We start from the raw sequence: 15,756 nt of genomic DNA, 5'->3' as shown, positions 1-15,756 counted from the left end.
GTACCCATGGATACAGTGTTTCATGTAGAATTTCCCGGCCTGGGGCTGGATCTGACTCTTGATCGCGTGGCCTTCTCCATCGGAGGATTCAACGTATACTGGTACGGCATCCTGATCGCCGCCGGGCTGATGCTGGCCATGGTCTTTGCCTTCCACTATGCCGCGGACTTCGGCATCAACAGCGACCGCCTGGTGGACGTGGTGTTCATCGGCACGGTGCTGGCCATCGTCTGCGCCCGCATCGCCTATGTGGCCATGGCGCCCTTTGAATACCAGTCCGTCTGGGAGATGCTGGACATCCGGGAAGGCGGCATTGCCATCTACGGCGGCATCATCGGCGCCTTTGTGTTCGGTGGGCTGGCGGCCCGCTGGCGCAAAATTCCGCTGCTGCCCCTGTTTGATGTGGTGGGCATGGGCTTCTTCATCGGCCAGGGCATCGGCCGTTGGGGCAATTTCATGAACCAGGAAGCCTTCGGCTGCAATACCACCCTGCCCTGGGGCATGTACAGCGAAGGCACCAGCCGTTACCTGACCAACATGCAGCAGACCCTGGCCGCCCAGGGGGTTACCGTGGACCCCACCCAGCCGGTGCATCCCACCTTTTTGTATGAAAGCCTGTGGTGCCTGTTCGGGTTTCTGGTGTTGTTCCTGTATATGAAACACCGCCGCTTCCACGGGCAGCTGTTTTTGATGTATCTGACCTGGTACGGCCTGGGCCGCTACTGGATCGAAGGCCTGCGCACCGATTCGCTGTTCATCGGCAACACCAACCTGCGTTTCAGCCAGGTGGTGGCGCTGGTCACGGTGGCCGCGGCCATTGTGCTGCAGGTGTACGGGTGGCAGAAATCCCGGGGCCACACCCCGCCGCTGGTCACCCTGGCGGTGGATGACCTGAAAAAGCAGAAGGAAGCCGGGGACCGTTTCACCCCGGACACCCTGCCCGCCAACGCCAGCCACAAGGAGTTTGTGGCCGCCACCGCAGCCATGAACCAGCGCCTGAAGGAGCTGGACCTGAGCGTCCCGGCCGCTGAGGAGGGAACCCCGGCAGCGGAACCGGCGGAAGTTCCGGCCGAACCGGCACCGGAAAAACCCGAGGGCGAAGAAGAGCCCAAGGCCGAATAAAATGTCCATACCGTCCCCGCACCGCTCCGGCGGCCGGGGACTTTTGCAAACATTGTAAACAAGAGGGGAGAGCTGAACATGAGTGCAGCCATCATCGACGGAAAGAAACTGGCGGCCGCCGTCAAGGCCGAAGCCGCCGCCGAAGTGCAGCAGCTGAAGGAGCAGGGCGTGATGCCCTGCCTGGCCGTGCTGCTGGTGGGGGAGGACCCGGCCAGCCAGGTATATGTGCGGGGCAAGGCCAACGACTGTGCCGAGTGCGGTATCGAAAGCCGGGTCATCCGGCTGGACGCCGCCACCACCCAGGAGGAGCTGCTGGCACAGATCGAAGCCCTGGCGGCGGATGACGCGGTTCACGGCATTCTGGTGCAGCTGCCCCTGCCCGCCCACATCGACGAAGCGGCGGTGATTGCCGCCATCCCGCCGGAAAAGGATGTGGATGGTTTCACCCCGGTCAATGCGGGCCGCCTGCTCACCGGCGAGCCCTGCTTCGCTCCCTGTACCCCGGCGGGGTGCCTGCGGATGATCCAGTCCACCGGCATCGACATCACCGGCAAGCGGGCCGTGGTGGTGGGCCGGTCCAACATCGTGGGCAAACCGGCGGCGCTGCTGCTGCTGGCGGAAAACGCCACCGTCACCGTCTGCCATTCCCGCACCCAGAACCTGGCCGACATCTGCAGCGAAGCTGATATCCTGGTGGCAGCGGTGGGCCGTCAGGGATTTATCACCGGGGACATGATCAAACCCGGGGCGGTGGTCATCGACGTGGGCATCAACCGGGGCGCGGACGGAAAACTGCACGGGGACGTGGACTTTGCCGCCGCCAGCGAGAAGGCCGCCTTCATCACCCCGGTGCCCGGCGGGGTGGGGCTCATGACCCGGGCCATGCTCATGAAGAATACCGTGGCCGCCGCCAGGGCCTCCCTGGAAGCGCAGGACTAAAAAATCTGCCTGCGGACGAATAAAACCGCTTGACTTGTCCCACATTCTATGGTAAGCTATATAAGCCGCATGGTATGGGCTCTAAAAGTGCGCCCCGGCGCCGCCCCACATCCAGCGAGACTTATTGAAAGAGGTTACCATCATGTACGCAGTTATCAAAACCGGTGGCAAGCAGTACAGCGTCAAGGTCGGCGATGTTGTTTACGTCGAGAAGCTGAATGCCGAGGCCGATACCGAAGTCACCTTCGACCAGGTTCTGGCCGTGGGCGAGGAAGGTTCCGTCAAGGTTGGCGCTCCCGTCGTGGACGGCGCTTCCGTTGTTGCCAAGGTCGTCAAGAACGGCAAGGGCAAGAAGCTGAACATCCTGACCTATCGTCCCAAGAAGGGCAGCATGGTCCGCAAGGGTCATCGTCAGCCCTACACCAAGGTGGAAATCACCGCGATCAACGGCTAAGGAGGTAAAACACAATGGCACATAAAAAAGGCGTAGGTTCTACCAAGAACGGCCGTGATTCCGAGTCCAAGCGCCTCGGCGTCAAGCGCGGCGACGGTCAGTACGTTCTGGCCGGCAACATTCTGGTCCGTCAGCGCGGCACCCACATCCATCCGGGTGAGGGCGTCGGCATCGGCAGCGACGACACTCTGTTCGCTCTCGTTGACGGCCGCGTCCACTTCGAGCGTATGGGCCGCGACCGCAAGCGTTGCACCGTTAAGCAGTAACCTTTCAAACGGCGGGCCGTACGGCCCGCCGTTTTCCATGTTATAAAGGAGAAATCCCATGCCCAGCAACTTTATCGACACCGCAACCATCTGGCTGCATGCCGGCAAAGGCGGCGACGGCGCGGTGAGTTTTCACCGCGAAAAATTCGTCGCAGCCGGCGGCCCGGACGGCGGCGACGGCGGCCGCGGAGGCGACATCGTCTTTGTGGCCGACGATAACCTGTCCACCCTGATGGACTTCCGCTACAAGCGCAAGTACAACGCCGCCGACGGCGAAAACGGCCGCGGCGCCCGCCAGAAGGGCAAGGACGCCGAAGACCTTGTCATCCGTGTGCCCCGTGGCACCGTCCTCAAGGAAGCCGAAAGCGGCCTGGTGGTGGCCGACCTGTCCGGCTCCGACCCGGTGGTGGTGGCTAAGGGCGGCCGCGGCGGCTGGGGCAATGCCCGGTTCGCCACCCCCACCCGGCAGATTCCCCGCTTCGCCAAGCCCGGTCTGCCCGGCGAGGACCTGCACCTGCGCCTGGAACTCAAGGTCATTGCCGACGTGGGCCTCATCGGCTTCCCCAACGTGGGCAAGTCCACTTTGATCAGCGTGATCAGCGCGGCCAAACCCAAGATCGCCAACTACCACTTCACCACTCTGACCCCCGTGTTGGGCGTGGTGCGTGTGGCCGAGGAGCAGAGCTTTGTCTGCGCCGATATCCCCGGCCTGATCGAAGGCGCCGCCGAGGGTGTGGGCCTGGGTCATGATTTCCTGCGCCATGTGGAGCGCTGCCGCCTGCTTTTGCATGTGGTGGACGTTTCCGGCTGCGAAGGCCGGGACCCCAAGGCAGACTTTGAGCAGATCAACCACGAACTGGCCAACTTCAGTCCTGAGTTGGCCCAGCGTCCCCAGATCGTGCTGGGCAACAAGTGCGATGTGGCCACCCCCGAGCAGATCGAGGAGTTCCGCCGGTATATCGAAGCCCAGGGCCTGACCTTCCTGCCCATCTCCGCCGCCACCCGGCAGGGCATCGACAACCTGCCCAAGCTGGTGTATGCCCGACTGCAGGAGCTGCCCCCGGTGAAGGTGTTTGAGCCGGAGTATGTCCGTCCCGACAAGAGTGCCGCGCCCAAGCGTCCCTTCACGGTGGAAAAGACCGGCGAACACGAGTTTACCGTGGACGCCCCCTGGCTGGAGCGCATCCTGGCCGGCACCAACGTGGAAGACTACGAAAGTCTGCAGTATTTCCAGACCCAGCTGGGTGATTCCGGCATTCTGGATGAGTTGGTCCGCCAGGACGTGCAGGAGGACGACACCATCAAGATCGGCGAATATGAATTCGACTATGTGTTCTGAGGTGTGGTATGCTGCCTGAATCTGTACCGGAAATCGATATCAAGGAAATGTCCCCCCTGGCCCTGGCCTTTGTGGGGGACGCGGTGCTGGAACTGTTGGTGCGCAGCCGCCTGGTGGGTACCACCCGGCTGCAGCCCGGCCGCCTGCACAGCGTAGCCACCCAGTACGTGTCCGCCCGGGCTCAGTTCCGGGAACTGGCCGCCCTGGAACCCCTGCTTACCGAGCAGGAAGCCGCCGTGTTGCGCCGGGGCAAGAATGCCAGCAAGGCCACCGTGGCCAAGCACGCCACCGCCCAGGAATACCGGGCCTCCACCGGCCTGGAATGTCTGCTGGGGTGGCTGTATCTGCAGGGGCAGATCGACCGCGTCACCCAACTGTTTGAGGTTCTGTGGCAGGCGGGCGGTCCAGAGACCAAACCCCAGGAACCGTAAGCAAACAAAAAAGGCCGCTCCCGCAGCCCCTATGTATCCGGGCGGGGCCTGCCCCCGCCCTCGGAACGCGCCGCCGGAACTTATTTCTTGTTCTGGCTGCCGGTCTTGTTCTGACCGTTGGTGGTCTTCTGCATGCCGGTCATCTTCTGGGTGCTCTTCTTGTTGGGGGTGTTCTGGGTATTCTGGGTGGTCTGGTTGGTGCAGTCTTTCATGTTGCGTGCCATAGTGGTTTGCTCCTTTCGTTTTTGACGGGGGCCGCGTTCCGGTCCCTTGCCATAAGTCTGCCCGGCTGCGTGCCGTTTATGCAGCCGGGCCTTCTCTTTTTCAGGAGGTGAAAACGGGTGTTTGCTTTTCCCGCCCCTTTCGAGGCCCGTGAACGGGCCCTGCTGGGCAGCCGGCTCGAAGAACTGCTGACCTACGCCACCCCCACCCCTGCCCGGGGCATCACGGTCAACGGGCTGCGCTGCGCCCCGGACGTGGTGGCACAAGGCTCCGGCCTGCCCCTGGCATCCTCGGCCTTCTGCCCGGCGGCCTTCACCCTCACCGACCCGGACCTGCGCCCCGGCCGCCATCCCTGGCACCACGCGGGGGTCTTTTATGTGCAGGAACCCAGCGCTTCTGCCCCCGCGGCCCTGCTGGAGGTGCAGCCAGGACAGAAGGTGCTGGATATGTGCGCCGCCCCGGGGGGCAAGACAAGCCAGCTGGCCGCCGCCCTGCAGGGGCAGGGCCTGCTGGTGGCCAACGAGTACGATTCCGCCCGGGCGGAGATCCTGCGCCAGAACCTGGAACGGATGGGCGTGCCCAATGCGGTGGTCCTCAACGAGGATACCACCCGCCTGGCCGCGGCCTTTCCGGCCTTTTTCGACCGGGTGCTGGTGGATGCTCCCTGTTCCGGGGAGGGGATGTTCCGCAAGGAAGCCGCCGCGGCCGGGCAGAACAGCCAGGGCCTGATCGACCACTGCGCCGCTCTGGGCCGGGAAATCCTGGACAACGCCGCGGCCCTGCTGGCGCCCGGGGGCATCCTGGTGTTTTCCACCTGTACCTTTGCCCCGGAGGAGGACGAAGGCCAGGTGGCGGCCTTTCTGCAGCGCCATCCCGAGTTTACCCTGTGTGATCTGAGCGGCTGCGGTTTCGGCCGCCCCGGGGAACCCAACCGGGCCGGGTACGATTTCGGCGCCGAAAAATGCCGCCGCATCTGGCCCGCCGACGGGGGCGAGGGACACTTCATGGCCAAACTGCAAAAGTCGGCGGAGGCCGAAGCTGCCCTGCCCATGGAACCCGCCCGCAAAAAGGGCAGGGGAGACCGCAAGGGCGGCTCTGCCAAGGTCCCGGCGGAGTGGACCGACTTTGCCAAAGCCCTTTTCCCGGCCCTGGCCGGCAGAACGGTGCAGGTTGCGGGGGACTGGCTGGTACTGCCGCCCCAAACCCCGCTGCCGTCTCACCGGCTGCGCACCCTGCGCAGCGGGGTGCCGGTGGGTAAGGTGATGAAGAAGAGGTTCGAACCCTCTCACGCCCTGTTCATGGCCTGGGGGGCGGACTGCACCAACCGGGAAGCCCTGACCCTGGCCGATCCCCGCACCGCTGCCTGGCTGCGGGGGGAGGAGATCGAAGCCCGGACCGCCCAAAACGGCTGGTGTGCCGTGCTGGTGGACGGTTTCCCCCTGGGCGGGGGCAAGGTCAGCGGGGGACGGATCAAGAACCACTACCCCAAAGGGCTGCGCAACCTGGGCTGAAGGACCAGAACTTGAAAAATTCGCCAAAACGTGGTATAATTTACTGTCCATGTACAACAGGCCCCGCGCCGGATTAACCGCCGCCGCCCGGCCCACACTATATATATTTAGGGGGATCATCCATGTCCGGACATAGCAAATGGAACAACATCAAGCGTAAGAAGGAAAAGACCGACGGCGCCCGCGCCAAAGTCTTCACCAAGATCGGCCGTGAAATCAGCGTGGCCGTCAAGGAAGGCGGCGCCGACCCGGCTTCCAACGGCAAGCTGGCCGCCCTGATCTCCAAGGCGAAGGCCAACAACGTGCCCAACGATAACATCCAGCGCATCATCAAGCGCGCCGAGGGCGGCGACAAGACCGAATACGAAGCCATGACCTACGAAGGCTACGGCCCCGGCGGCATCGCCGTCATGGTGGACACCCTCACCGACAACCGCAACCGTACCGCGGCCAACATGCGCCATTACTTTGATAAGTTCGGCGGCAACCTGGGCCAGATGGGCTGCGTGGGCTTCCTGTTCAGCCAGAAGGGCGTCATCGTGGTGGACCTGGAAGACAAGGACCCCGACGTTCTGATGATGGACGCCCTGGATGCCGGCGCCGACGACTTTGACGCCGGCGAGGAAGCCGCCGAAGTCACCACTACCCCCGACGCTTTTGCCGCCGTCTGCGACGCGCTGAAGGCCAAGGGCTATGAGTTCATCTCTGCCGATGTGGCCCAGGTGCCTTCCACCACCACCGCCCTGACCGACCCCGACCAGATGGCCAACATGGCCAAGCTGCTGGACGCCCTGGAAGACGACGACGACGTGCAGGATGTGTGGCACAACCTGGAAAATGAGGACGAGCTGGGCCGCTGAGCCCGAATAAGAGGAAAAGCAGCACCCTGTTACGGAAATCGCAGCGTGGTGCTTTTTCTTTATGGTGGGGATGAAAATGGAAAAGAAAAAAATAGCCACCTATGTGGTCTGCTATGGTCTGGCCGCAGCGATGCTGGCGTTTTATCTTTGTACCCTGTACCGGGGGCTGCATCCACACCCCAGCGGGGAATATCGGTCCTATTATCTGCAGCAGGAACTGTCTGTATGGCCGGGGAAAGACGGTCTGGACATCGTCCGGGGACAGGCCATCCGCTCTGATTCCGAAACGGCCGCCCCCGACCAGATCGCCGGGCATATCCTGCGCGAGGTAGACAACCATAATAAAGCCGTCCCGAACGGGTGGGAGTACGTGCAGGATAAGGGATATTGCATCACGGGATGGAGCGTCCGGCTGCTGTTTGAAGGCCAGCCGGATACCTCTTACCAGGGGGCGCTGACCCTGGAAACCCCGGAACCCGGCGGGGAAGTGACCCTTTTTGTGAACGGGGAGCAGGTGGCTTTTGCGGAGGTTTCCGGCACAGAGTGCACCGTCGAATTTGAAACCGCTGTCCTGCCAAAGGACGGGCGGATGGAACTGGAAATCGTGCTGGGAGGAGACATGGCAACGCCGGTTTCCGTAAAGGAGCTGATTTTCACATGATGCATTCTTCTGCGGTCCCGGCAGAGCGTCGCGCGCTGCCGCTCTGGTTCCGGGCAGGACTGATTGTTTTGGTTTCCCGTCTTGTGTTGCTGGCGATTTACTGGTACTGGAAAAATACGGTGGGCAGTGACGATGGCCCGTTTACGGCCTTGTTTCAATGGGATTCCGGCTGGTATACCAGCGTGGCGGAAAACGGATATATAGGGGAAGCCGGCATTGTGTCTGATGGACAGGCCTCCTGGGCGTTTTTTCCGCTGGTTCCTCTGCTGGAAGGCTTCTTTACCCGCCTGACCGGGCTGCCTATCCGGGCGGTGGGGGTGCTGATGAACTCCCTGCTGCTGTACCTGATCACCTGGTGGGGCGCACGATATATCCTGCGCCTGGATCTGGGGGAAAGACAGGCAACGATATTCATGCTGCTGGTCAATTTCGGGCCCTACAACGTCTACTATTCCACCCTTTACACCGAGGCCGCCTTTGTCCTGCTGGTTTGCCTGACCTTGTACTGCCTGCAAACCCGGCACTGGCTTCTGATGGGGGTGTTCGGCGCCCTGGCCGGCGCCACCCGCAACACCGGCATCTTTCTTGCCTTTGCGGTGCCGCTGTGGTGCCTGCTGACCTATGTGGAGCAGCCGGACCCGCTGCACAAAAAAGGCGTGAAGGACTTTGTGTGCTGGGTGCTGCAAAAGCCCCGTCTGATCCTGGGAACCTTTCTGATGCCCATGGGCTTTTTCCTGTACATCCGGTATCTGGATCACCTGCTGGGGGACGGAATGGCATTCATGCATGTTCAGTATGCCTGGGAAAAAGCGGTGGGCAATCCCTTCCTTGAACTGTGGAAGGGGCTGCTGGACATCGGCAGCGAAAGCTTTATTCAGGCAACCTGCACCCTGCTGTGCCTGTATCTGTTTGCCCATCAGGCCATGCGCCGCCGGCCGGAAGCGGTTGTGACCCTGCTGTTCATTCTGGTGCCCCTCAGCACCACCGTGATCGGCATGACGCGATATGTGCTGTGCTCTTTCCCGATTCTGTTGGAAGCCTCCCATCTTCTTTGCCAAAAAAGCCGCTTGTCCCGGGTGTTCTGGGCATTCTTCCTTTTTGCATTTGGTGTGGGAACCACGCTGAAATGGTTCGAAGGCGCACAGGTTATGATATAAGTCTTTTCCGAAAGGAGCCGTAGCAAGTATGACGCCGTCCAAGATTCTTTGTCCTTTTTGTCTGGAACCGCTGGAAGACGGTTTTCACGGGGACTGCCCCCACTGCGGCCGCAGCCTGGAAAATCATAATCCCGAAGGTGCCCTGCCCCTGGGCACCCAGCTGGGCGGGCGGTACACGGTAGGGGAGTATCTCAGCGCCGACGGCGACGGTCTGGCCTACCGCGGGGTGGAAAACGAAGCCCGCCGCTTTGTGCTGATCAAGGAATACTTTCCCGTCACCCTGTGCAACGGCCGCAGCCCCGAAGGCGCCCTGATGCCCAAGGAAGGGCGGGAAGTGCTGTTCAAGACCAGCCGGATGGATTTTCAGGATCTGTATGTGGACCTGAAAAACCTGACCCCGGCCACAGGCCTTTCCCAGATACTGGATGTGCTGGAGGAGAACAACACCGTCTATGCGGTGGAGGAAAACGAGAAGGGCATGACCCTGACCCATTATCTCTCCCTGCGCTCCCGCAACCTGACCCCCGCCGAGGCCCGCACCCTGCTGCAGCCGGTGATGGAAGGGGTGACCCAGCTGCACAAGGCGGGGCTCATCCACCGGGGCATCTGCCCGGACAACATCCTGCTGCCCATCGACGGGGCCGCCCGGCTCACCGGATACGGCACCCTGGCCCTGCGCACCGGCGGCAGCGAGCTGAAAAGCCAGCTCTACGCCGGGTATGCGGCGCCGGAACAGTACAGCGCGGCGGAGTTTTCCGGCCGATACACCGACGTGTATGCCCTGGCCGCGGTGACCTACCGCCTGGTCACCGGACAGACCCCGGTGGCCGCCCCCCAGCGGAAGGTGCGGGACAGCCTGGAAAGCGCCCACAGCCTGGAAAACGGGGTGCCCACCTACTTTGCCCAGGTGCTGGCCTGCGCCATGCGCCTGGACCCCGCCAAGCGGATGCAGACGGTGCCCGAACTGATGAGTGCCCTCACCGACCCCAGCGTGGCCAACGCCATGTTTGAGCGGGGGGATAACCAGATCTCCACCAAAAAGATTCTGGGCGCCTCCATGGTGGTGATTGTTGTTCTGATTCTGTTGCTGCTCTGGAGCCTGCTGTCGCCCCGGGGGTCCTCGGAAGGGGAAACGGCCAAACCCACCCCCACCCCGGCGTCCACCGCCGAGCCGGAGGCGGAAAGCATCGCGGAGGAGGAGAGCGACCTGCTCATCGTGCCCGATCTGGTGGGCAAGAACTATGCCACCGAGATCAAGAACAGTGATCTGTACCAGAAATACCGCATTGTGATGACCGAGGATTATTCCTCCGAGGTGGAAAAGGGCTGCGTTATCAGCCAGGACCCCCTGGCCGGGACCCTGCAGACCGAGGCCACGCCCATCATCCAGATCGTGGTCAGCAAAGGTCCCAACCTGGTGGAGATGCCCAACATTGTGGGCTTTACCCAGGACAACGCCATCAAACTGCTGGATGCCAAGGGCATCCAGTACCGCATGGAAATCATGGTCAACGACGGCCAGTATGCCGCCGGGTGCGTGGCCAAGTGCGAGCTGGACGGCCAGGACCTGGAACCGGGCCGCAAGCTGGATACCGGCACCGCCATTGTGACGGTGTATATTGCAGGGGAGCGGGATGACAGCCCCACCGTATCCATCCAGCCGGCCGGTGACCCGGACAGTGCCGCCGCCCAGCCGGAAGGCTGAGATTTCTGCCATAACAAACAAAACCCGCCGCGAAGCAGCTGCTTCGCGGCGGGTTTTTCACATGTCTGGGATCTTCGGTGGAAAACCGAAGAGGCCGTTGTCAATTAGTCGCTGACGTAGGGCATCAGAGCCATATGACGGGCGCGCTTGATGGCAACGGTCAGCTCGCGCTGATGGAAAGCGCAGGTGCCGGTGACGCGGCGGGGAATGATCTTGGCGCGCTCAGTGACGTACTTGCGCAGGCGCGGCAGATCCTTGTAATCGATGTGATCGATGCGATCGACGCAGAAGCTGCACACCTTGCGGCGGCCGCGATGCATCGGGCGGGAAGAACGATCCATAGCCATGGTCTTAACCTCCTTATAGAATGATACGATTCGATAATCAGAACGGCAGGTCGCCCTCGTCCTCGATCAGCGCAAAGTCGTCGTTGCTGCCGGCCGAATAGGCGGGCGCAGCGGGCTGTGCGGCGGGACGGGAATAGTCTGCCGGGGCGGGCGCGCTCATAGCAGGGGCGCCCATGCCGGGGTTCTGGGATTTCGGGCCGGTGAAATTCACGTTGTTGGCCACGATCTCAACAGCCTGCCGGTTGTTGCCGTTCTTGTCCTGATAGCTGCGGGTCTGCAGACGGCCGTCGATGGCAATGAGAGAACCCTTCTGGAAGTAACGGCAGACAAATTCCGCCGTGCGGTCCCAGGCAACAACGTCCAGGAAATCAGCCTGATTCTGGCCGTTAGGGTCGCGGCGTCCGCGATCGCAGGCGATGCGGAAGGACGCCACGTTCTTGCCGGTGGTCGTCTGGCGCAGCTGCGGGTCGGCCACAAGGCGGCCCATGATTGCAACAACATTCAGCATGGTGTTAACTCCTTAAACCTCTCAGGCTTCCTCCGCGATGATGATGGTGCGGAGCACGCCTTCCGTGATCTTGTAGACACGGTCCAGCTCGGCGGGGAAAGACGGGTCGCTGGTGAACTTGATCACCGTGTACACGCCTTCGGTCTCGTCTTCGATGGGATACGCCAGACGGCGCTTGCCCCACTCGTCGACAGAATCGATCGTACCATTCGCCTCGATCAGGGACTTGAACTTGCCCACCAGGGCAGCGCTCGCTTCCTCATCCAGGTTGGAACTGGTAACCAGCATGGTTTCGTACTTAGCCATATTCTGTACACCTCCTTTTGGACATAGGGCCCCTGCCTTGCGCAGGAGCAAGGATATGTGCCTCTCGGCACAGCAATTTATTTTATCAAATCCGTGCCGAAAAGTCAAGAGAATTTTGCCCGTTTATTCGACGGTTTTGAAGCCCACGCTCTCCACAAACCGCAGGAAGGCGGCCTGACCGGCCTCATCCTGCTTGAACACACCGGCGTTTTCCAGCACATGGCTGAACACCACGCCGATCTCGTCCCGCACGGCGGCGTTGGCGGCCACCGGGGTCATACTGGTGCCGTATTTGGCAATCAGGGCGTCGATCCAGTCGGCGTGCACGGCCAGGGGGCTGCCTTCCTCCCGGCTGGTGTTGTGGGCCAGCCCACACAGGATGTCGGCAATCTGGGCGCTCTGGTCCTTCAGGCGGGCGGGCAGGATGGCCAGACCCATGACCTCGATCAGGCCGATGTTTTCCTTCTTGATGTTGTGGTATTCCTTGTGGGGATGGAAGATGCCGTCGGGATATTCCTCAGTGGTGCGGTTGTTGCGCAGCGCCAGGTCCAGAATGTAGCCGTCCTGGTCGTCATAGTGCAGGATGGGGGTGACGGTGTTGTGCGGGGTGTCGCCGGTATGGGACAGAATGTCCACACTGGCGTCGCTGTATTCCCGCCAGGCGCTCAGGATGTTGTTGGCCACGGTCTGCACTTCCTGGGAGCTGCGGCCGATGAGCCGCACGGTGGACACCGGCCAGTTCAGGATCCCGGCGCGCACGCCGGGGTACCGCTCGTCCCGCAGAGGCGTGGCGATGCCGGCCTTCTGCATGGGGAAGACATACCGGCCGCCCTGGAAGTGGGAGTGGCTCAGGATGCTGCCGCCCACAATGGGCAGGTCGGCGTTGGAACCGCAGGTGTAGTGGGGGAACTGGCTCACGAAATCAAAGATCTGGGCCAGGGTGCGGCGGTCCATCTCCATGGGCTTGTGCTCGTCATGCAGGATGATGCAGTGCTCATGGAAGTAGGCGTAGGGGCTGTACTGCAGGTAGAAGTCCTCACCGGCCAGATGCACTGGCACAATGCGGTGGGTCTGCCGGGCGGGGAAGTTGATGCGTCCGGCGTAGCCGATATTTTCCTTGCACAGCATGCACTTGGGATAGCTGGCGGCCGGCTGCAGGCGCTCCATGGCAATGACCTTGGGGTCTTTTTCCGGCTTGGTCAGGTTGATGGTGATTTCCAGCTCGCCGTAAGGGGTCTTGGTGTTCCACTGGATGTTCTTGGCAATCTGGGCGGTGCGGATGTAGTTGGACACCACGCACAGATCATAGAACCAGTCGGTGGCGGCTTCGGGACCCTTCTTGGCGTACAGCTTGCGGAACTTGCGCAGGATCTCGCTTTCCCGGGGCATCATGGCGCCCATCAGGCGGGTCTCAAAGTTGATGCGGTACTGGGGCACGTCGTTGTCAAACAGCTGCTTGGCGGCGGCCAGGTCCAGCATGTGTTCCAGGATCTCGGTGGGGGTGTCGAAGTTTTCCTTCGGCACTTTCTCCTCGCTGGGCGCACTCAGCCCCAGCAGATCCAGCAGGGTGTTGCGCGCCACCAGCATGTCCAGATCCTTGATCATCTTGTGCTTGCGCCCGAAACGCAGCAGGCGCTCCACATCCAGGGCCAGGGCGGAATCCAGCTCGGCGGCGGTCATTTCGGCCACGGGCTTTTCGACGATAACGGGTTCATTGTTCGGCTTGCTCATACTGATATCCCTCCTGTTTTTACGATACCGCATTTTGCCCTCTCTTTCCATGCCCAGTAATGTCATTGTTTTGTGATTTTCGTTCCTGCGTACCAAAGCGCCCCGGCGCAGAACGAGCCGGGGCGGAAAGAAATTCCTGTTTTTTACTTGCGCAGATCGCTGAACAGATCTTTCTGGTACACGCCAGCCTCGATCAGTTTGGCAAAGGACTCCACCACCACGGGCTTGTCCTCCTGGTAGGTCACGCCGAACCAGCGGTCATGGGTGGGCAGAACCTTCACGTCCACCTTGCCCTGCTTGAGCAGGCTGTCGATGAAGATGGGCAGCAGATATTCGGCCTTCATCTCGTTGCCGGCAATGCCGCCGAAGAAGTCCACAAAGCCCTGCTCCAGCATGGTCACGAACTCGGGGGTCAAGGCCCACATGTTCATGGAAACCAGGCTGTCGGCGTCGATGACCTTGCCGCCTGCCTGGGCGCCGTCGGCAGTCTTTTCAATGCCGGAAGTCTCGTCCACGCCGGTCAGATATCCGGCGTCATTCATGCGGCAGATGCCGCGGGTCACGGCGCCGTTGTCGCTCAGGGTGTTCTTCAGCACAAAGCCCGCCATGGCCAGATCACCCGGCTTATCGGGGGTGTAGTTCTGCAAAAAGTCATGCAGCAGCACAAAGGCCTGTTTGCCGTAGTAGTCGTCGGCGTTGATGACCGCAAAGGGGGTGTCCAGCTGGTCTTTGCAGGCCAGCACGGCCTGGCCGGTACCCCAGGGCTTGGTGCGGCCCTCGGGCAGGGTCACACCGGCGGGCAGAGCGTCCAGCTCCTGGAAGGCGTAGCCCAGCTCCACGCCCAGCCCGGCGCAGATGCCCTGAATCCGGTCGCCGATGGCTTCCCGGAAGGCTTCCTCAATATCCCGGCGGATGATGAACACAATCTTGTCGAAACCGGCTTCGATGGCGTCATGGATGGAATAATCCATGATGATTTCGCCGTTGGGGCCCACGGCCGCCAGCTGCTTGATGCCGCCGCCGTACCGGGAGCCGATGCCGGCTGCCATAATAACCAGGGTGGTTTTCATAAAAATTCCTCCTGTATTTGCCGCCGGACTCCCTGAGGATGCCCGGCCGTATTACAATTTTACATTCCGAACATGGAGATGGCCGCCGCAGGGGTCACACCCAGCGCCACCATTACCCAGGTCAGGGCCAGGCAGGCCACCAGATAGATCACCACCGCGGGTACAGACACGCCGCCCCGCAGGGCCAGCATATCCTGCCGGTCCTGCCCTTCGGGAATACGGTCATAGATGGAATGGATGCGGTCGGTGCAGGCTTTCTTGTACCAGTACCCGGCAAACAGGGCCCGCACCAGCATGACCACCCAGCTGACTACGGCGCAGACGTTCATGGCGGGGATCAGCCATTCGGTGCTCATGCCGCTGACGATGGGCGCATGGGAGAGCACCAGCAGGGACAGGTAGGTGGGGACGGTGACCAGCAGGTCCAGGGCGGCGAACAGCGCCCCCAGCTTCCACATTTTGCGGTAGAAGAAGTAGATGGGGCCGAAGAGAAAGGCCGAGAAGGACAGGCTGACCTTGTGGTGGGTCTGTTCCATCCGGAAAAACTGCATCAGATAATACAGGCTGGACGGCCCCACGAAGGTGGCCCAATCCCGGGCCTTGATGCCGTCGATGGGATCATCCGGTCCCACCTCCCGGCGGTACAGTCCGTCCGGCCCGGCGGTGTAGGCGTCAATGTGGGGGGCGGCGTTGTCCCGGCGTGGATTGGGGCCATCGTAGTTGGGGTTTTCATAGATGGGGCGCTGGGCCGCGTTGGCACCGCCCTGGGCACCGGGCTGCTGCCCGGCATTCTGGGGATGATCCGGCAGGGGAACGCCGCAGTGGTTGCAGAAGTGAGCCCCCGCCGGGTTGTGGGCCCCGCAGTTGGGGCAGGCGGGCTGGCCGTCGTCGGCCTCGCCGTCCGGCTTCCATTCAAAGCTGGTGCCGTGACGGGCGGCGTTGACGCACACACCGTCCCGGGGCCAGCAGACGCGGTGGTATGGGGTGCCGCAGTCCGGGCAGACGACCACATCGTCGGTGGGGGTGAAAGGTTTATGGCACACAGGACATGTGCTGCCTGTATAATTGCTCATGGTAGCCTCCGTGATTCATAAGCCGCGCCAAAGCGGCTATTATCAGAAATCATT

General features: G+C 62.0%; 18 protein-coding genes. 11 read left to right on the top strand and 7 right to left on the bottom strand.

Translation table 11 applies throughout. The features are described from left to right. The first annotated feature begins 6 nt into the window (after positions 1-6). The 6 genes from lgt (at position 7) to H6B15_RS03390 (ending at position 4,551) form a co-directional block, all read left to right on the top strand. Entirely contained in the window at positions 7-1,122 is a 1,116-nt protein-coding gene (lgt, locus tag H6B15_RS03415) for a prolipoprotein diacylglyceryl transferase (RefSeq protein WP_204646147.1), read from the top strand. Positions 1,123-1,200: 78 nt separating this feature from the next. Continuing rightward, entirely contained in the window at positions 1,201-2,061 is an 861-nt protein-coding gene (gene folD, locus H6B15_RS03410; protein ID WP_204646144.1) for a bifunctional methylenetetrahydrofolate dehydrogenase/methenyltetrahydrofolate cyclohydrolase FolD, read from the top strand. Between the two features lie 142 nt (positions 2,062-2,203). Next, positions 2,204-2,515 (top strand): 50S ribosomal protein L21, encoded by a 312-nt coding sequence (gene rplU / locus H6B15_RS03405; RefSeq protein ID WP_204646141.1) that lies wholly within the window; start codon positions 2,204-2,206, stop codon positions 2,513-2,515. A gap of 14 nt (positions 2,516-2,529) precedes the next feature. After that, positions 2,530-2,781 (top strand): 50S ribosomal protein L27, encoded by a 252-nt coding sequence (gene rpmA / locus H6B15_RS03400; protein ID WP_204646139.1) that lies wholly within the window; start codon positions 2,530-2,532, stop codon positions 2,779-2,781. Between the two features lie 58 nt (positions 2,782-2,839). After that, positions 2,840-4,120, top strand: a complete 1,281-nt coding sequence (gene obgE, locus H6B15_RS03395; protein ID WP_204646137.1) for a GTPase ObgE — start codon at positions 2,840-2,842, stop codon at positions 4,118-4,120. A gap of 8 nt (positions 4,121-4,128) precedes the next feature. After that, positions 4,129-4,551 (top strand): Mini-ribonuclease 3, encoded by a 423-nt coding sequence (locus tag H6B15_RS03390; protein WP_204646135.1) that lies wholly within the window; start codon positions 4,129-4,131, stop codon positions 4,549-4,551. A gap of 80 nt (positions 4,552-4,631) precedes the next feature. Here the strand turns inward: H6B15_RS03390 and H6B15_RS03385 are convergent, their stop codons facing one another. Further along, complete coding sequence (locus H6B15_RS03385; RefSeq protein WP_204646133.1) at positions 4,632-4,775, bottom strand: hypothetical protein; 144 nt, start codon at positions 4,773-4,775, stop codon at positions 4,632-4,634. 117 nt (positions 4,776-4,892) lie between these two features. Between H6B15_RS03385 and H6B15_RS15740 the strand changes: the two genes are divergently transcribed. From H6B15_RS15740 to H6B15_RS03360, 5 genes are all read left to right on the top strand, one after another. Continuing rightward, positions 4,893-6,284: an RsmF rRNA methyltransferase first C-terminal domain-containing protein gene (locus tag H6B15_RS15740; protein WP_204646131.1), complete on the top strand. Its 1,392-nt coding sequence runs from the start codon at positions 4,893-4,895 to the stop codon at positions 6,282-6,284. A gap of 122 nt (positions 6,285-6,406) precedes the next feature. Then, positions 6,407-7,144, top strand: a complete 738-nt coding sequence (locus tag H6B15_RS03375; protein ID WP_204646121.1) for a YebC/PmpR family DNA-binding transcriptional regulator — start codon at positions 6,407-6,409, stop codon at positions 7,142-7,144. 76 nt (positions 7,145-7,220) lie between these two features. Continuing rightward, positions 7,221-7,805, top strand: a complete 585-nt coding sequence (locus H6B15_RS03370; RefSeq protein WP_204646120.1) for a hypothetical protein — start codon at positions 7,221-7,223, stop codon at positions 7,803-7,805. Beyond that, positions 7,802-8,962 carry a glycosyltransferase family 39 protein gene (locus H6B15_RS03365; RefSeq protein WP_204646118.1) on the top strand — a complete coding sequence of 387 codons (1,161 nt, stop codon included), beginning with the start codon at positions 7,802-7,804 and terminating at the stop codon, positions 8,960-8,962. Before H6B15_RS03370 ends, H6B15_RS03365 begins: the two co-directional genes overlap by 4 nt. A 28-nt stretch (positions 8,963-8,990) precedes the next feature. Continuing rightward, the gene (locus H6B15_RS03360) at positions 8,991-10,667 is read left to right on the top strand and encodes a protein kinase domain-containing protein (RefSeq protein WP_204646116.1); all 1,677 of its coding nucleotides are present in this window, start codon (positions 8,991-8,993) and stop codon (positions 10,665-10,667) included. A 104-nt stretch (positions 10,668-10,771) separates the two neighbouring features. Here H6B15_RS03360 and rpsR read toward each other — a convergent pair whose 3' ends face one another. The 6 genes from rpsR to H6B15_RS03330 all read right to left on the bottom strand — a co-directional run bounded on the left by rpsR (position 10,772) and on the right by H6B15_RS03330 (position 15,702). Continuing rightward, on the bottom strand, positions 10,772-11,014 hold the full coding sequence (rpsR, locus tag H6B15_RS03355; protein ID WP_204646103.1) for a 30S ribosomal protein S18: 243 nt from the start codon (positions 11,012-11,014) through the stop codon (positions 10,772-10,774). A gap of 37 nt (positions 11,015-11,051) precedes the next feature. After that, positions 11,052-11,522 (bottom strand): single-stranded DNA-binding protein, encoded by a 471-nt coding sequence (locus H6B15_RS03350; protein WP_204646102.1) that lies wholly within the window; start codon positions 11,520-11,522, stop codon positions 11,052-11,054. Positions 11,523-11,543: 21 nt separating this feature from the next. Beyond that, positions 11,544-11,828, bottom strand: coding sequence for a 30S ribosomal protein S6 (gene rpsF / locus H6B15_RS03345; protein ID WP_204646101.1), 285 nt, complete (start codon positions 11,826-11,828; stop codon positions 11,544-11,546). A gap of 123 nt (positions 11,829-11,951) precedes the next feature. Beyond that, on the bottom strand, positions 11,952-13,559 hold the full coding sequence (locus tag H6B15_RS03340; RefSeq protein WP_345941919.1) for a UDP-glucose--hexose-1-phosphate uridylyltransferase: 1,608 nt from the start codon (positions 13,557-13,559) through the stop codon (positions 11,952-11,954). A 143-nt stretch (positions 13,560-13,702) separates the two neighbouring features. Then, positions 13,703-14,629, bottom strand: a complete 927-nt coding sequence (locus tag H6B15_RS03335; protein ID WP_204646100.1) for a nucleotidyltransferase family protein — start codon at positions 14,627-14,629, stop codon at positions 13,703-13,705. A 59-nt stretch (positions 14,630-14,688) separates the two neighbouring features. Further along, the gene (locus tag H6B15_RS03330; protein WP_243424250.1) at positions 14,689-15,702 is read right to left on the bottom strand and encodes an RING finger protein; all 1,014 of its coding nucleotides are present in this window, start codon (positions 15,700-15,702) and stop codon (positions 14,689-14,691) included. Positions 15,703-15,756 lie beyond the last annotated feature (54 nt).

It is taken from the genome of Gemmiger formicilis, assembly GCF_016900095.1.
Taxonomy (GTDB): Bacteria; Bacillota; Clostridia; order Oscillospirales; family Ruminococcaceae; genus Gemmiger; species Gemmiger formicilis_A.
Note: the sequence above shows the minus strand (reverse complement) of the source record. Positions and strands in the feature narration are given on the sequence as shown.

Coding starts and splice junctions, on each gene's coding strand:
- lgt (WP_204646147.1), top strand. CDS start 7: ATGGATACAGTGTTTCATGTAGAATTTCCCGGCCTGGGGCTGGATCTG.
- folD (WP_204646144.1), top strand. CDS start 1,201: ATGAGTGCAGCCATCATCGACGGAAAGAAACTGGCGGCCGCCGTCAAG.
- rplU (WP_204646141.1), top strand. CDS start 2,204: ATGTACGCAGTTATCAAAACCGGTGGCAAGCAGTACAGCGTCAAGGTC.
- rpmA (WP_204646139.1), top strand. CDS start 2,530: ATGGCACATAAAAAAGGCGTAGGTTCTACCAAGAACGGCCGTGATTCC.
- obgE (WP_204646137.1), top strand. CDS start 2,840: ATGCCCAGCAACTTTATCGACACCGCAACCATCTGGCTGCATGCCGGC.
- H6B15_RS03390 (WP_204646135.1), top strand. CDS start 4,129: ATGCTGCCTGAATCTGTACCGGAAATCGATATCAAGGAAATGTCCCCC.
- H6B15_RS03385 (WP_204646133.1), bottom strand. CDS start 4,775: ATGGCACGCAACATGAAAGACTGCACCAACCAGACCACCCAGAATACC.
- H6B15_RS03375 (WP_204646121.1), top strand. CDS start 6,407: ATGTCCGGACATAGCAAATGGAACAACATCAAGCGTAAGAAGGAAAAG.
- H6B15_RS03370 (WP_204646120.1), top strand. CDS start 7,221: ATGGAAAAGAAAAAAATAGCCACCTATGTGGTCTGCTATGGTCTGGCC.
- H6B15_RS03365 (WP_204646118.1), top strand. CDS start 7,802: ATGATGCATTCTTCTGCGGTCCCGGCAGAGCGTCGCGCGCTGCCGCTC.
- H6B15_RS03360 (WP_204646116.1), top strand. CDS start 8,991: ATGACGCCGTCCAAGATTCTTTGTCCTTTTTGTCTGGAACCGCTGGAA.
- rpsR (WP_204646103.1), bottom strand. CDS start 11,014: ATGGCTATGGATCGTTCTTCCCGCCCGATGCATCGCGGCCGCCGCAAG.
- H6B15_RS03350 (WP_204646102.1), bottom strand. CDS start 11,522: ATGCTGAATGTTGTTGCAATCATGGGCCGCCTTGTGGCCGACCCGCAG.
- rpsF (WP_204646101.1), bottom strand. CDS start 11,828: ATGGCTAAGTACGAAACCATGCTGGTTACCAGTTCCAACCTGGATGAG.
- H6B15_RS03340 (WP_345941919.1), bottom strand. CDS start 13,559: ATGAGCAAGCCGAACAATGAACCCGTTATCGTCGAAAAGCCCGTGGCC.
- H6B15_RS03335 (WP_204646100.1), bottom strand. CDS start 14,629: ATGAAAACCACCCTGGTTATTATGGCAGCCGGCATCGGCTCCCGGTAC.
- H6B15_RS03330 (WP_243424250.1), bottom strand. CDS start 15,702: ATGAGCAATTATACAGGCAGCACATGTCCTGTGTGCCATAAACCTTTC.